General features: G+C 69.5%; 12 protein-coding genes. 7 read left to right on the top strand and 5 right to left on the bottom strand.

What is annotated here, in order from left to right; genetic code table 11:
* Positions 1–31: 31 nt before the first annotated feature.
* Positions 32–607 (bottom strand): Uma2 family endonuclease, encoded by a 576-nt coding sequence (locus C1746_RS08500; RefSeq protein WP_116714192.1) that lies wholly within the window; start codon positions 605–607, stop codon positions 32–34.
* Positions 608–892: 285 nt separating this feature from the next.
* The gene (locus tag C1746_RS08495) at positions 893–1,357 is read right to left on the bottom strand and encodes a winged helix-turn-helix transcriptional regulator (RefSeq protein WP_162867546.1); all 465 of its coding nucleotides are present in this window, start codon (positions 1,355–1,357) and stop codon (positions 893–895) included.
* A 101-nt stretch (positions 1,358–1,458) separates the two neighbouring features.
* Here C1746_RS08495 and C1746_RS08490 point away from each other — a divergent pair, with 101 nt between their 5' ends.
* On the top strand, positions 1,459–3,744 hold the full coding sequence (locus tag C1746_RS08490; RefSeq protein ID WP_116714190.1) for a molybdopterin-dependent oxidoreductase: 2,286 nt from the start codon (positions 1,459–1,461) through the stop codon (positions 3,742–3,744).
* A 7-nt stretch (positions 3,745–3,751) separates the two neighbouring features.
* Positions 3,752–4,393, top strand: a complete 642-nt coding sequence (locus C1746_RS08485) for a class I SAM-dependent methyltransferase (protein WP_116714189.1) — start codon at positions 3,752–3,754, stop codon at positions 4,391–4,393.
* Here C1746_RS08485 and C1746_RS08480 read toward each other — a convergent pair.
* Positions 4,390–5,343, bottom strand: coding sequence for an alpha/beta hydrolase family protein (locus C1746_RS08480; RefSeq protein WP_116714188.1), 954 nt, complete (start codon positions 5,341–5,343; stop codon positions 4,390–4,392). The two genes, C1746_RS08485 and C1746_RS08480, sit on opposite strands and share 4 nt — an antisense overlap.
* A gap of 78 nt (positions 5,344–5,421) precedes the next feature.
* Between C1746_RS08480 and C1746_RS08475 the strand changes: the two genes are divergently transcribed.
* Positions 5,422–6,015, top strand: a complete 594-nt coding sequence (locus tag C1746_RS08475; protein WP_116714187.1) for a helix-turn-helix domain-containing protein — start codon at positions 5,422–5,424, stop codon at positions 6,013–6,015.
* On the opposite strand, the gene C1746_RS08470 is transcribed toward C1746_RS08475, so the two are convergent.
* Positions 5,972–7,051 (bottom strand): diacylglycerol/lipid kinase family protein, encoded by a 1,080-nt coding sequence (locus tag C1746_RS08470; protein ID WP_162867545.1) that lies wholly within the window; start codon positions 7,049–7,051, stop codon positions 5,972–5,974. The two genes, C1746_RS08475 and C1746_RS08470, sit on opposite strands and share 44 nt — an antisense overlap.
* On the opposite strand from C1746_RS08470, the gene C1746_RS08465 reads away from it, so the two are divergent.
* Positions 7,050–8,114 (top strand): patatin-like phospholipase family protein, encoded by a 1,065-nt coding sequence (locus C1746_RS08465; RefSeq protein WP_116714186.1) that lies wholly within the window; start codon positions 7,050–7,052, stop codon positions 8,112–8,114. The genes C1746_RS08470 and C1746_RS08465 overlap by 2 nt on opposite strands.
* A gap of 6 nt (positions 8,115–8,120) precedes the next feature.
* On the opposite strand, the gene C1746_RS08460 is transcribed toward C1746_RS08465, so the two are convergent.
* Entirely contained in the window at positions 8,121–10,580 is a 2,460-nt protein-coding gene (locus C1746_RS08460) for a cell wall-binding repeat-containing protein (RefSeq protein ID WP_116714185.1), read from the bottom strand.
* 106 nt (positions 10,581–10,686) lie between these two features.
* Between C1746_RS08460 and C1746_RS08455 the strand changes: the two genes are divergently transcribed.
* From C1746_RS08455 to C1746_RS08445, 3 genes are read left to right on the top strand one after another with little or no spacing between them, the layout of a single operon-like run.
* Complete coding sequence (locus tag C1746_RS08455; protein ID WP_116714184.1) at positions 10,687–13,230, top strand: CHAT domain-containing protein; 2,544 nt, start codon at positions 10,687–10,689, stop codon at positions 13,228–13,230.
* 25 nt (positions 13,231–13,255) lie between these two features.
* Positions 13,256–13,819 (top strand): RNA polymerase sigma factor, encoded by a 564-nt coding sequence (locus C1746_RS08450; RefSeq protein WP_162867544.1) that lies wholly within the window; start codon positions 13,256–13,258, stop codon positions 13,817–13,819.
* A gap of 45 nt (positions 13,820–13,864) precedes the next feature.
* Positions 13,865–14,326 carry a hypothetical protein gene (locus C1746_RS08445; RefSeq protein WP_116714182.1) on the top strand — a complete coding sequence of 154 codons (462 nt, stop codon included), beginning with the start codon at positions 13,865–13,867 and terminating at the stop codon, positions 14,324–14,326.
* The last annotated feature ends 16 nt before the right edge of the window (positions 14,327–14,342 follow it).

Below are 14,342 nucleotides of genomic sequence, written 5' to 3'. Positions count from 1 at the left end.
GGCGTAGATCGCGTGTCCAAGCAGCTCGACGTCAGAAGTCGAAGAGATCGTCCAGGTCGATCGTCACCCCCTCGACTGCGACGGCGGCCACCGTTCCCGAGCTGAGTGTGGTCACCGTCCCCCAGGTCCCGTCTTCCGCAGGCTCGGTGTGCCGGATCAACTGCCGCCCTACGACATCGAAGACCCAGTACTCCGGGTATCCGGCGCCTGCATATCGGCGGGCCTTCTCACCCAGGTCGAGGGCCAGGCTGGACTCCGACACCTCGATCACCAGGAGGGCCTCACCGGTCTTGCCGACACCTCGATACTGCGGCAGGGGCAGGATCGTGAGGTCGGGCTCCGGCTCGGAGACGTCGTCGACCAGAAGCGGGAGTTGCACGCCGACGGTGTGCCGCCCGACGACCATCGGTACCAGCAGCATGGTGAGGTCGGCGATGAACTGGTAGTGCGGACTGTTCTGGGGTGACATCTCGACGAGGAGTCCTCCGATGAGCTCCACCTTCGTCCCCTCGAACACGCCCAGTTCGACCAGTCGGTCATACTCGCTGCGGAGGAGGGGTCGGAACTCAGGCGGGAGTTCGGTCACGGGTGAGAGCAACGTGGTCATCTCCTCGGATCATGCTCGGACATGGTCGGGGGCCGCAACCGTCCACACCAAGGCGCTGTGGATAACCCTACGACAGCGCCTGCCTGGAACATCACCGGCTGCCGCGGCACCTACGGGTGTAGCGGTCAATACGCATCCGATCATGAAGATGCGGGTGGCCGCGCAGTGTCGACTATTGGAACGACCAGCACCTCCGGCAGCTACATGCCCGTGCAGCCGATGACCCAGATGAGAGGATCCGCACCCGCGCCCTGGGACTCCTCACCGGCACGTCCGATCGCTGAGCTAGCCGCCCCGAGCCTCGTGTCTGAATCCAGGTCCCGGCCGCAGCCGCATCGTGGCCAGGTCGACCTCTTCACCGGTTCGGCGGCTGACCAGGGCCAGGTCGACCACCTCCCCACTCGAGTCGACCACGTTGAGCGGGGCGCCGTCCGGTGACTCCCAGCGATCGCCCCACTGCATCAGCATCAGCAGCAGGGGGACCAACTCCTGCCCCTTGTCGGTCAGCTCGTACCGGGCGGCCCGCCCATCGTCCGGATCGGGGACCCGGCGGAGCACGTCCGCCTCCACGAGTGTCCTCAGTCGGTCGGTCAGGACGTTGCGAGCCACGCCCAGCGACTCCGCGATGTCGGTGAACCGGTGCTGGCCATAGGCGACGTTGCGGATGATCAGCAGGCTCCACCACTCCCCGACGACGTCGAGGGCACGCGCCACGGAGCAGTTGAGGTGGGTGATGTCGGACCGCTTCACCAGCCCACCGTACCGAACAACAGGTGATTAGGTTGCGTTACGCAACCGAATGTGCTCTGATCGGTCCTCCTGATCCCACCTGACTGCACCCGGAGGTCCCTGTGCCCACGTTCCCGCTTCGCGCCACCCCGACCGACGACGGGACCAAGCTGGTCACGACGGCCTGCATCCTCTGTGAGCTCAACTGCGGCGTCACCGTCGAGCTGGAGGGCCGCACCTTCGTCCGGACCACCGGCGACAAGGCCCACCCGGGCAGCCAGGGCTACACCTGCGAGAAGGCACGACAGCTGGACCACTACCAGAACTTCGAGGGCCGCCTGACCACGCCGCTGCGCCGCCGCGAGGACGGAACCTTCGAGGAGGTCGACTGGGACACCGCCATCGCCGGGGTCGCCGCCGACCTGGCCGCCATCCGCGACGCCCACGGTGGCCGGTCCATCCTGTACTACGGCGGCGGCGGACAGGGCAACCACCTGCCCGGTGCCTACGCCAAGGCGACCCGAGGGGTGCTCGGCAGCACTGTCGCGTCCTCGGCCCTGGGCCAGGAGAAGACCGGCGAGTTCTGGGTCGACGGCCACCTCTACGGCAAGTCGACCTGCCACACCGCCGGCGACTGGGAGCACGCTGAGGTGCTGGTGTTCCTGGGGAAGAACCCGTGGATCTCCCACGGCGTGGAGCGGGCACGGATCGTGCTGAAGGAGGCGCAGCGGGACCCGGACCGGACCATCATCGTGATCGACCCCCGCCGCTCCGAGACCGCCGCAATGGCCGACGTGCACCTGGCGGTCAGGCCTGGGACCGACGCCAATCTGCTGGCTGCGATGCTCGGGATCATCGTCCGTGACGGGCTGCTCGATGCGGCGTGGCTCGACGCGCACGCCGAGGGGTTGGAGGAGGTCATGGCCGTCCTCGCCACCCTCGACGTGGCGGCCCACGCCGCCGCAACCGGGCTGGACCTTCCCCAGATCGAGGCCGTCGCACGGCGCATCGCAACCGCCTCCAGCGTCTCCGTCTACGAGGACCTCGGCGTCCAGCAGGGGCGCCACTCGACGCTCAACAGCTACCTGGAGAAGCTGATCTACCTGCTGACCGGCAACTTCGGCGTGGCCGGCGGGATGAACCTGCACACGGCGATGGCGCCGCTGATGGGCTCGCACTCGCGGCACCGCTCACCGGTGGCGGACCGGCCACTGGCCGCCGGACTGCTGGCCTGCAACCACATCCCCGACGAGATCCTGACCGACCACCCGGACCGCTTCCGGGCGCTGATCGTCGAGTCGGGCAATCCCGCACACTCCATCGCGGACTCTCGACGGATGCGCGAGGCCATCGGCGCGCTCGACACCGTCGTGGTGATCGACGTGGCGATGACCGAGACCGCTCGGCTGGCCGACTGGGTCCTGCCCGCCTCGTCGCAGTTCGAGAAGGCCGAGGCGACGTTCTTCACGACCGACTTCCCCGAGAACACCTTCCACCTGCGCCACGCGATCCTCGATCCGCTGGACGGCACATTGCCCGAGGCGGAGATCCACCGTCGGCTCTGCCATGCGTTGGGGGCCATGGAGGGCATCGACGTCGAGGGGTTGACGGAGGCGGCGTCGGAGGGGTTGGAGGCCTACGCCACCGCGCTGTTCGGGGCGGCAGCGTCGACCCCTGCTGCCCTGCAGGTGCTGCCGGTGCTGCTGTACGAGACGCTTGGTCCGGCGCTGGATCCTGATCTACGTGAGGGCGCGGTGCTGTTCGCCGTGTGCCATCAGGCGGCGCAGCGGAACGCGTCCGCCATTCGTCGAGCAGGGGTTGAGCCGGACGGAGAGGGTCCGCTGGCACTGGGCAACGCGCTGTTCCACGCTGTTCTCGACGGTCGGTCTGGAGTGGTGTTCAGCAGCGATGACGACCCAGCGGTGAGCTTCGAACGGCTGGCCCACGAGGACGGGCGGGTGCACCTCGCCATCCCCGAGCTGTTGGCCCGGCTGGCGAGCCTGCCCGTGGACCCAGTGCAGGATCCGGCGTTCCCGCTGCTGGTGGCTGCTGGCGAGCGACGCTCGTACACGGCCAACACGATCTTTCGGGACCCGGCCTGGCGAAAGCGCGACGCGGAGGGGGCTGTCCGCATCCACCCGGCCGACGCCGAGGCGTTCGGGGTGACTGACGGCGGCCGTGTCCGGATCGAGACTGCGACCGGCGCGGTGGAGGGGGTGGCGGCGGTGACCGAGGAGGCCGCGCCAGGCCAGATGAGCCTGCCGAACGGGCAAGGCCTGACCCTCTCGGACGACGATCGTGGGGTCGGGGTTGCCCCGAACGAGTTGACGAGCTCAGACCTGGCCGACGATCTGATCGGGACGCCCTGGCACAAGCACGTCCCGGCCAGGGTGCTACCGGTGCCATAGTGGTCCCATGCCTGCCGGGATCCCGACGTTCGGCCGCCTCCGATCGCGGTTCGAGGCCCGCACGCTCGACCTCATCGACCCCGCGGTCCACCGCCTGCACGGCGAGGCCAAGCAGGCCGCCATCGGCGCGATGACCGGGACGGTGGTGGACGTGGGTGCCGGGACGGGAGCCAACCTGCGCTACTACCCCGCCGGGACGACGGTGATCGCCGTCGAGCCGAACCCGGTCATGCACGACCGACTGCGGCAGAAGGCCGAAAAGCACGGTGTCGACCTGCAGATCCGCACGGTCGCGGGTGAGCGGATGGGCCTCGAGGACGACGAGGCCGACCACGCCGTCGGCACCCTGGTCCTGTGCGGCGTGGGTGACCCCGCGTCCGTCGTCGGTGAGATCCAGCGAGTCGTGAAGCCGGGCGGCACCTTCTTCTTCCTGGAGCACGTCGTCGCAACCACCCCAGGGGTCCGTCTGCTCCAGCGCGTCACGAGACCGGCCCAGAAGTGGATTGCGAACGGCTGCGACGTCATGCGCGACACCGGCCAACTGCTGACCAGTGCTGGCTTCGCCGAACTGGACCTGACCACCATCGACGAGGGCTGGACGTCCTTCAACACCCGGATCATGATCCGGGGGACCGCTGTGATCGATTAGCCGGTCTTCTCGCGTGTGTGCGCGAGGACCCAGTCGGTGGTCCGCCGGAGCACGGCCGGAGCAAGGGGCTGCTTGGCCTGCTTCTTGTACGTCCGCAGCGAAGGCGGACCCTCCTCGGTGCGGAGCAGGTGGGTCACGTCGTCGAGGATCTCACCGGTGTACGCCGCCGTGACGACCTGAGCCATCCGCTCCACGTCGACCGGGTCGACCTGGATGTCCTTCGACCCGGTCAGCGCCAGGACCGGGACCGTGGTCGCCCGAAGCGCCTCGAGCGGATCGTGCGCCATGAACTCCCGGAACCACTTGGCGTTGACCTTGGCCAACTGGATCCGGGTCGTGTCCTCCGTCGTGGCCTTCAGCTGGGCCAGCCGCTTCGCCTGCGAGCGCAGGATGTCGACCCGGAGCAGCCGCAGCATCAGCTTGACCGGCTTGGGAAGCGTGGCGCCGACCTGACCGGCCTGCCAGCGCAGAACCTCCTCGCCGGTCACCGCCGCACCGGACAGCAGGACAACGCCGGCCAGGTCCGGATTGGCCGCAGCCAACTCGGCGGCGATCAGTGCACCCTCACTGTGCCCGATCACGACGACCCGGCTCGGGTCCACGTCATCCCGTGAGCGCAGCGCGTCGAGGACGGCAGTGGCGTCGCCGACGTTGTCGTGGAAGCCGGTCGTCAGGAACGCCCCGCTGCTGGCACCCACCCCGCGCTTGTCGTAGCGAAGCGAGGCAACCCCAGCGTCGCGAAGACAGCGGGCAAGTCGGCCCATGACGCCGATCGCCAGCTTCTTGCTGTCGGAGTTCCGGTCGATCGGCCCTGAGCCGCTGATCAGCAGCACCACTGGTCGAGCGACCCCGTCGGCGGCGTGGACGAGGGTGCCCGAGAGCTGCCCGGCAGGCCCGTCGATCGTGATCTCGGTGGGCTCCAGTCGAGCTGGACGTTCGTTTGCTATCATTGCTGATCATGTTATCAGTCTCGATAGTAATGGGAAAGACCGAATCGTTCGCGCCCCCGAACCAGGCGGTGACGGCCGGTGGCTGACCGGCCAGCAGACCTTCTTCTGCATCCGGTCCGGCTGCGGATCGTGCAGGCCCTGGTCGGCCGATCCCTCACCCCCGGCGCGTTGCTGGAGACCCTGGGCGACGTGGCACAGGCGACGCTGTATCGGCACCTCCGGGCGCTGGAGACCGGCGGGTTGATCGAGGTGGCGGCCGAGCGGCCCGTTCGCGGAACCGTCGAGCGGACCTACCGGGTGGTCGAGGACGCTGTCCACCTGGGGCCGGCCGACCTGGCCGGGACGAGTCGCGCCGATCACTTCCGCTACTTCGCGACCTTCGTCGGCACACTGCTGGCCGACTACGCGGCCTTCCTCGACGGCGTCAGTGACGCCCGCGCCCCGGATCTCGAGGCAGATCGCGTCGGCTATCGGCAGGTGCCGCTCTGGCTGTCCGACGAGGAGGCGGACGAGCTGGCGAGGGAGATGCGGGGCCTGCTCGAGCAACGACTGCAGCACACCCCGGGTCGGGGGCGCCGCCGGCGTCTGGTGAGCACCGTGCTGATGCCCGACGATCGAGGAGCAGCGGTCACGCGGGATCACGGACCGCTGAGCGACGGGGGGGCCGTCTGACCCGCAGCGCTCCCGGCCTGGCCCGGTACGTCACGCTGGCCACGAGGCCGGTCGCGTCGCCGTCGACCTGATGGGCCACCGGGGTCCCCCACTGCACGGTGATCTCGGCCCCCTGCGTGGCGCGGGCATCGCCATGTGTGGCGTCGCCTCCTCGCACGATCGCAGCCATCGACCGCATCAGGCCGACCACCGAGTGTCGGGGGAGGACCACGACGTCAAGTCGACCATCCTCCACGGAGGCCTCCGGTGCGACGTCGAAGTCGGTGGATGCGCGCTGTCCGACGTTGAGCACGAGCACCGCGACTGCGTGGCCGTCGTGCCAGGTGTGACCGTCCACGGTCACCCGCACGGGCAGCGCTCGGTTGCGGATCCACTCCCTCAGGCCAGCGACGGCGAAGCCGGCCCGACCGAATCGCTTCAGGCCGTCGTCGACCCCCGCGATCGTGGCGGCGTCCCACCCCGAACTGGCGTTGAGCACGAAGGTCTCCTCCTCTGCCTCTCCGAGGTCGATCGACACCTCCTCGCCGTCGAACGCTGCCGTGACGGCGTCCTGGACCGTTGTGATGCCGAGGACCTGGCCCAGCAGGTTGACCGTGCCCGCAGGGACCACGACCAGACCGACGGGGGTGTCGGCCAGCACGGTGGCGGCCGCTCGTTGGGTGCCGTCGCCCCCCACCGCCGCCACGCAGTGCACCCCAGCAGCCACCAAGCGGGAGACGGCGTCGGGAAGTTGGCTGGCATCATCCAGACGCTCCACGGTGACGGTGGCGCGGCCCTCGAGTTCGGCCAAGAACTCCTCGGCCAGGTCGTCCCGCTCCGGGTTGACGACGACGCCGACGTGACGCGTCACCGTCGTCCCCGGACGGGTTGGGGCCAGCAAGGTCGGAGAATCGGTGGCGGTCCAGCGGGTCTGATCAGCGTCATACCTCCTGCCCTCGACCGTACTGGCCGACACGAACCGGGGCCGCTCAGGCGTGGACGTCGCCGCCGGCTTGTCGAAGCTGTCCCGGACAAGGGCGTAGACTCCCGCACCCATGACCACCGCCCGGCCCCGTTCGACCTGGGAGGGCGGCGGCGACCCCGATGCCCGGCGGCACGCGCTCGAGCAGGGACGTGTGGCGTTGGTGCTGTCCGGGGGCGGTGCTCGGGGTGCGTTCGACGTGGGCGTGGCCAAGGCCGTGCTCGAAGCCGGCATCACACCCCAGATCCTGGCCGGGACGTCCGCTGGTGCGCTCACCGCAGCGGGGCTGGCGATGGGCTGGGACACCGACCGGCTGGAGACGTTCTGGTGTGGCCAGGAGACCCGGCACGTCATGCGTCCTCGGCTGGACCTCCATCGTCTGTTCCGGCTGGGTCGACTGCTGGGCGACCCCCGACGATTCCTCGGCTTCGGGGAGCACACCGCATCCGAGGCGCTGCTCGACCTGTTCGGGTGGACCTGGCTGTTCCACATGCGCCCCCTGCGCCGGCGGATCGTCGATGCCATCGGCGGCGAGGTGTTGCCGCTGCAGCCCGGCCGAATCCTCACCGTGTCTGCCGTCGAGGTGGACACCGGTGAGTTCGTTCGGTTCAGCAACGCCGAGCCAGCCGATGGCCGCAGCGGGGACGGGCTCCGCGTCGTGCAGATGACCGTCGACCACATCCTGGCCTCCGCAGCCATACCGGGTCTGTTCGAGCCCGTCGAGATCGACGGTCGTTCCTACTGGGACGGCGGCCTGGCCTCCAACACCCCACTGGCCGCCGCGTTCGAACACGAGCCCGATGCCGCGGTCGTGGTGGCCTCGGCTGCCCGGCACAACCGGCCGTACGCGCCGAGGTCGTTCGGTGACGTGATCGGCCTGGCGGTCGAGCACCTGTTCACCCAATCACTCGTCGTCGACCTAGACCACGCCCGCACCGTCAACCGACTGGTCGCCAGTGGCCAGGCCGAGACCGTGCACCGGATCGTCGAGCTGGTCACGGTGACGCCATCAGGTCTCACCCCGGGCATCGGCCAACTGCTCGACTTCGAGCCGAGCAGGGCAGCCCGGTTCATCGAGGATGGCTACCGGGCGGCCAGGGAGAGCCTGGCGGACGAGGAGACAGGCGAGACCACGTGAGCAGCGCTAGGGCACGTCGACCGCCGAGGCGATGAGCCCGTCGTCCCGCGCCGGCCCCATCATGAGGACCGTCGGGGTCTGCCCGAAGCTCTGGTCCAGCAGGTACTGCCCTGTCTCGATCGGCGTACCCGCCGCTCGCACACCCAGTTGCGGTGCGTCGCACAGGGCCGACAGCGGTGCCGAGGACAGCGCGACGTTCCAGGCGTCGGGCCGCTCGAGGTCGAGCACGACCAGGTTCTCGGGCGAGCCACCGTTGACCGGACCCCACAGCTGGCTCGCCACGGCCGCCGCCGTCCCCATCCGGTTCGGGCCAGCCACCCGCTGGACCTGCCCAGCCACCGGGTCGTTGTTCAGGATGGTGAGGCCAGCCTGCGCCTCCACCTGGTTCCCGAGGACGGCCGTCCCGCCGAGCAGGTAGCCGGTCGTGATCTCGTTGGCCTCCAGCCACAGGCGGGTGTCCGGATGCAGCACCTCGGTGTCGCTGAGCAGCACCGGTGTGCCGGTCTGCGCCCCGTACGCACCGCCGGTCACCGCGTCGGGGAAGTCTCGAGCGTAGGCGATCATCGCCTCGGTCTGACCGGGGTTCTCCGCCAGCACCGCGTCCGCGATGGCGGTCGCCGTCTGGACCCGGGTCACGCCACCGAACCGCTCGACGGAGTAGGTCTCCTGCAGTTGCGCCTCGATCTCCGCCGAGACAGCCACCTCACCGCCCAGGATCCGGACCAACCCGCCCTCGGGGAGCACACGGTCGATCTCGGTCTCGGTCCGGCTGTCCAGCGTGTCGGAGGGCGTGAACAGGATGCACGAGTCATCACGCGCCAGCGGCGATCCCGCCAGCGCATCCGCGAAGACGCCCACCCGTGCCAGAAGCACGGAGCGAGCCTCGTCCGGCCGGGGGAAGAGCAGCTGGCAGGTGTCGGTCGCTGTGTCGATGGCATCCGCGGCGGAGGAATCCGTCACCTGATTCACCCCGGGCGCAAACGCCAGGTCACCGAGGATCAGGGACCCATCGACGTCGGTTGCCTGCGCGAGGACATTGGCCTTGGCCGTGGCGAAGTCGACGCCGTCCATCCACGCACTCGCGATCAGCCCGGCCACCAGCGGCGTCGCGAAGCTGGAGCCACACCACTGGGCTGCGCCGGTGGTGAACTCCCGAGACTCCGACGGGTTGCCCGAGGCGGACGGGTAGTCGAACGTCCCACGCGGGTAGTCCGCGACGTGACACCCCTCGGCGTAGACGTCGACCCAACCACCGCGCGTGGAGTACTCAGCGATGCGACCGTGGTCGGAGGCGCCGACGGCCAGCGTCTGCCCCTCCAACGACTCGATCGTCCGCGTGTCGAACTGGTCCAGCAGGTCAGCCTCCAGGCCCGCAGTCGACGGGCGCTTGAAGAACGCCGCCGGGTAGGTGATCTGCTGGTCGTCGCCGCTGTTGCCGGCGGCGGCCAGGTACATATCTCCCGGCTCGCGCAGCAGGATCCGGGTGACGGCACGGAAGGTCCCGATGGGCAGGGACTGGCCGGCCTCGTCAAGGTCTCCGAAGGTGTGGCAGTTGCTGACCCCCAGCGACAGGTTGGTCAACATCGGCCCCGTGTCGTTATCGGAGTCGTGCCGGACCCGCGCACCTGCGGCTGCGTTGATGAAGTCGCTCTCGAAGAAGGAGGGAGCGCTGGACGCCGGGCTGACGGCGCGCACCTGAAGACCGATACCGGGAGCCTGCTGGGCCAGGACACCGGCGACGAAGGCGCCGTGCCCGCCGACGTAGTCCAGCGGTGCGGTCGCGACGAGGGGATCGTCCTCGCTGGCGCCTTCGGGGTCATCGTCGGTGTGGCCGCCGACCAGCACGTCGTTGACGGCGTACCCCTGGTCGAGGTCGATGCCGGTGTCGAGGACGTGGACGGTGTGCTCCCCGTCCGGTGCGGCGTAGGACAGCGCCGGCGAGGGGGTCCGCGGGACCGGGAAGGATCCCGGGAAGTAGTGCCGCGGTGTGGGGAACATCTGGTAGTCGGGGGCGGCGAAGATCCCGAACTCGCTGAGCTGCAGGGCGAGGTCGACGGGATCGTCCCCTGTGGGCGCGGCCACCTCGAGCTCCGTGATCCCGAGGTCGCCGAACGTGGCCTCCTCCACCAGTCCCTCGTCGATGACCGGGGCGACACTTCGGCGCAACCCGAACTGGTCCAGCGAGAAGTTGGAGTTGGGGTCGTTCTCGGCGGCCTGCAGCGTGTCGCTGTCAGCCAGCAGTCTGGCCGGGTCGTACAGACACTGGATCAACCCGTCGTCCTCGCTGATCGGTGGGTTGGCCTGGTCGTAGATCTCGTCGAACTCGTCCTGGACCAACTCGTAGTCCGTGGCGGCGGCGGGGTCGCCATCAGCGCCGCCATCGCCCACCTGCGAGACGGCGGGAACGACGGAGAGCAGCGCCGCGACAACTGCGAGCATGAGGACCTGGGGGAGTTTGCGGAGCACAACAGACACCTTTGATAGATGAGCTCGAGCGTGAGACGATGCCGACCGTGGCAGTGATACGTGTCTGCGCGCCGAACCTGCGTCGCCTCACCGAGCAGACCGCACATTGACCACGTCGCCGCTAGCCTCGGCGAGCCCGCGCGAGCTTGTCAAGCAGGCCGACGCCGATCCGGCCGCCGTGGCGGCCCACGCTCGCAACCGGCTCGCCGGGAGCGACGGTGAGGGCCTAGACCACGACCAGGCGCTCACCGCGTGGGCGTTGGCACTGGCGGAGCGGCATCTCAAGCACCTGAGTGAGGCCAAGTACTGGATCGCACGGGCGGTCGACGCGTTCGAACCGGGCTCCGACGATCACACCAGAGCACAACTGACCCACGCTGGCGTGCTGGCCTTTCAGGGCAAGCTGGCTGCCGCCGCCGAGTTGCTGGAGCGGCTCTCACCGTCGCCCGCACTCGAGGCGCGCGTCCAGGCCCAGATGGCGACCGTCCTCGAACACCAGGGAAGACTCGCCGAGGCGAAACTGCGGTATACCGCGGCTCTCGCGTCGTTCAGGCGTTCGGGCGATCAACTCGGCGAGGCGCATTCGCTGACGGGACTCGGACTGGCGGAGATTGCGTCGGGGGAGGCGCAGACCGCGATGCTGCGGTTCGGGTTGGCGCTGTCGTTGTACGCCGAGCTGGACCTTCCGACCATGGTTGCCTCGTCTCGGTGCAACCTCGGCCGTGCGGCGGCTCGAGCAGGCGAACTCGTGGTCGCCCTCGACAACCTCGCACTTGCCGCCCAAGAGCTCAAGACGCTGGGCGAGCCCTTCACCGAGGCCGTTCTGGACCGCGCGGAGGCGCTGCTCGCGGCCGGCCTCAGCGCAGAGGCCGTGGAGGAGGTGACGTCGGCCCTGCCCAGTCTGGTTGCTGGAGGCGCTGATGCCGACCGTGCGGAAGCCCTCCTGGCGCTCGGCCGCGCACTCGGCCGCTCGGAACAGACGGATACCGCCAGGCGGGTCATCGACGTCGCCGCGGCCGAGTTCCGCGATCAGGGCCGAAGCCTCTGGGCTCGCATAGCCGAGGTTCGCGGCTTCGAGTTGGCCGATGCCGACGCGACGGCGCTGACCGCCGAAGACGCCGCTCGGATTGCGGAGTTGGCGCTCAGCCTCCATCAGGACGACGCCGGGGACATCGCGGCCGACGCCGATCTGCTGCTGGCCACGATCAATGCCCCTTCGACGCTGACCGACGGCGCCCTGGACCGGCTCCTCCAGCTGTCCTCCGGTGACCCTCGCCGCGCCATCGCACAGGCCGTGGCCAGCGGCAGAAGCGGCAACCCCCAGCGGACCATCGCGCACGTGCGGGAGGGACTCCTCACCCTGCGAAGCCGGCAGGCGCGATCAGCCTCCCTCGAGGTCCGGACCGGCATGGCCAAGCAGTTCGAGCGACTCTGGGCCCTCGGCGCACAAAGCCTGCTCGAGCGGCAGGACGCGCGCGGGATGCTCGATCTGTTGATCCTGACCACGGGAGGTGGCCTGCGTTCGACGCCGGTGCAGTCCGAGGACCCGGTGTCCATCGAGCTGCGGACAGCCTTGCAGCGGGGGGCCACCGACACCGACGAGTGGCGCCGGGTGCTCCGCCGACATCGTGCCCGTGGCACGTCGAACGGCCTCGACGACACGCCCGAGATCACCACGACGGAGGAGGTCCAGGCGGCGCTAGGCAGCCGCCGTCTGCTGGCCCTGTGGGAGCACCGCGGCCTGCTCCACGGCCTCCGTCTCGACGACGGCCAGATCAGCCTGCTGGAGCCGACGCCCGCGGCACCGGTCATGGACGCCACTCGTCGCTGGCACCTCCAGCTCAGCCAGGCCATGTTCGCCGAGTCACATGACTCGAGCGCGGTCGACGCCGCCCTGCGGGTTGTGCGGGACCACCTGCCGATGCTCCGCCAACTCGACGACCGGCCCACCGTCGTCCTCCCCGTCGGCCGACTACTGGAGGTGCCCTGGACCAACCTGCTGTCCGGGTCGACCAGAATCACACTGGACCTCCGGCCACGACCCCAGCCCAGTCCGCCGCCGAGCCTGGCCGACGCCGACGCGCGCTGGGTGATCGTGGCTGGGCCTGGACTGACGTCTGCACCACACGAGGCCGAGGTCCTCCACACGCTGGTGGCGGCGGACCGTCCGGGCGACAGCCGGGTTCTGGAGGGTGCTGCGGCCACCCCCGCCGATGTGGTCACCGCAAGCCACGGCGCGGAGGTCCTGCACCTGTGCACCCACGGCACCTTCGATCGCGAGAACCCGCTCCTCTCCTCCTACGCCCTCTCGGGCGGCACCCTGGTCGGCTACGAGATCGAGCAGCTCAGTCAGCCCCCACGGACCGTCGTCGCCGCCGCCTGTGATGCCGGCCGCCAGACCAGCCCGGCGACGGGCCAGACCCTCGGCCTGGTCGCCACGTGGCTGACGGCCGGTTCCACCGCCGTGGTGGCACCCCGTTGCGTGCTGCCCGACGATGACCGCACGGTCGCCACGATGACCGCGCTCCACGCTGGGCTGCTGGCGGGCGAGGCCCCGGAGACGGCACTGCACCGAATCCAACTCGACGGCGACGATGCGGTCGCCCAGACGCTCTCGGTCGTGGGACCGCTGATCCAGCGCAACCACTGACCGCTCGACCCCTACGATGTCGGCCATGCCCGACGGCCCCTTCCAGAACGACACCGACGCCGACCTGTTGAAGGGCGCCGCCGCGGGCGACCAAGCCGCCTGGAACCAGCTTGTCGACCGATACGGCCGGCTGGTCTACCACTCAGCCCGCGCCGTCGGCGCCGACCCGGACCTGGCGACCGACGTCTCGCAGATCGTGTGGATGCGCCTCCTCTCCCGCCTGGACACCATCCGTGACCCGGAGAAGATCAAGGGGTGGCTGGCCATCGTGGCCCGCAACACGGCTCGCAGCGAGCTCACCAAACGCCGGCCGACGCCGGTCATCGACGACCTGCTGCAGTCGATGGATCTCCCCGAGCGGGAGCCCGAGAACGTCATCCTCGCGGAGGAGGAGGACTCGGCCATCCGGCGGGCGTTCAGACGCCTGGGTGAGGCCTGCCGTGAACTGCTCACCCTGCTGTTCGCCGCCGAGCTGTCCTACGCCGAGATCGCCGCCACCCTGGGACGCCCGCTCGGCTGGATCGGGCCGACCCGCGGCCGCTGTCTGGCAGCCCTGACGGCCGAGTTGAGAAAACTGGAGGCGGCCTAGTATCAAACGCCTTCAGTCATCACTCTCCGGCGGGAAGGAGGAACGGTGAGCACACACGATGACGCCCCACACGTCGAGACCACGGCCGAGGAAGCCCAGGCCGTGAGTCGTCTGCGCGCACACTTCGCACGCGAACCCATCCAAGCGACCGTGGAGGGGGCGAAGGCCCTGTTCGCACTCCGTGACCCAGAGGCCATCCTCGCCGAGTGGAGCCAGCAGGAGTTCGCCGCCGTACGCTCCTCCGCCACCATCGACGATGAGGCGGCGCTGCACTGGACGGACGGTCCCACCCAGATCTCGGTTGTCCCCTCGCCCGGACGATTGGACGGACGCGTGGCGCCCATCGACGCCGATGTCGTCGTGGAGGAGATCGGTGGGACCACCCATCAGGTCGACCTCGATGCCGCCGGCGGCTTCACCGTGCCGGTGACCGGTCTGGTACGCCTTCGCCTGCGGCGGCCAGAGGAACCGGACGTCCTGAGCGACGTCATCTCCGTTCCCGGGTAGCTCCGGCCACGCCTAC

It is taken from the genome of Euzebya tangerina, assembly GCF_003074135.1.
GTDB classification, from domain to species: domain Bacteria; phylum Actinomycetota; class Nitriliruptoria; order Euzebyales; family Euzebyaceae; genus Euzebya; species Euzebya tangerina.
The sequence above is the reverse complement of the archived record's forward strand: the minus strand, read 5'-3'. Positions and strand labels throughout refer to the sequence as shown.

What these genes read in the sequence shown, in the direction of transcription:
- C1746_RS08485 (WP_116714189.1), top strand. Translation starts at nt 3,752, where the DNA reads ATGCCTGCCGGGATCCCGACGTTCGGCCGCCTCCGATCGCGGTTCGAG.
- C1746_RS08470 (WP_162867545.1), bottom strand. Translation starts at nt 7,051, where the DNA reads ATGGGTGCGGGAGTCTACGCCCTTGTCCGGGACAGCTTCGACAAGCCG.
- C1746_RS08480 (WP_116714188.1), bottom strand. Translation starts at nt 5,343, where the DNA reads ATGATAGCAAACGAACGTCCAGCTCGACTGGAGCCCACCGAGATCACG.
- C1746_RS08465 (WP_116714186.1), top strand. Translation starts at nt 7,050, where the DNA reads ATGACCACCGCCCGGCCCCGTTCGACCTGGGAGGGCGGCGGCGACCCC.
- C1746_RS08450 (WP_162867544.1), top strand. Translation starts at nt 13,256, where the DNA reads ATGCCCGACGGCCCCTTCCAGAACGACACCGACGCCGACCTGTTGAAG.
- C1746_RS08500 (WP_116714192.1), bottom strand. Translation starts at nt 607, where the DNA reads ATGACCACGTTGCTCTCACCCGTGACCGAACTCCCGCCTGAGTTCCGA.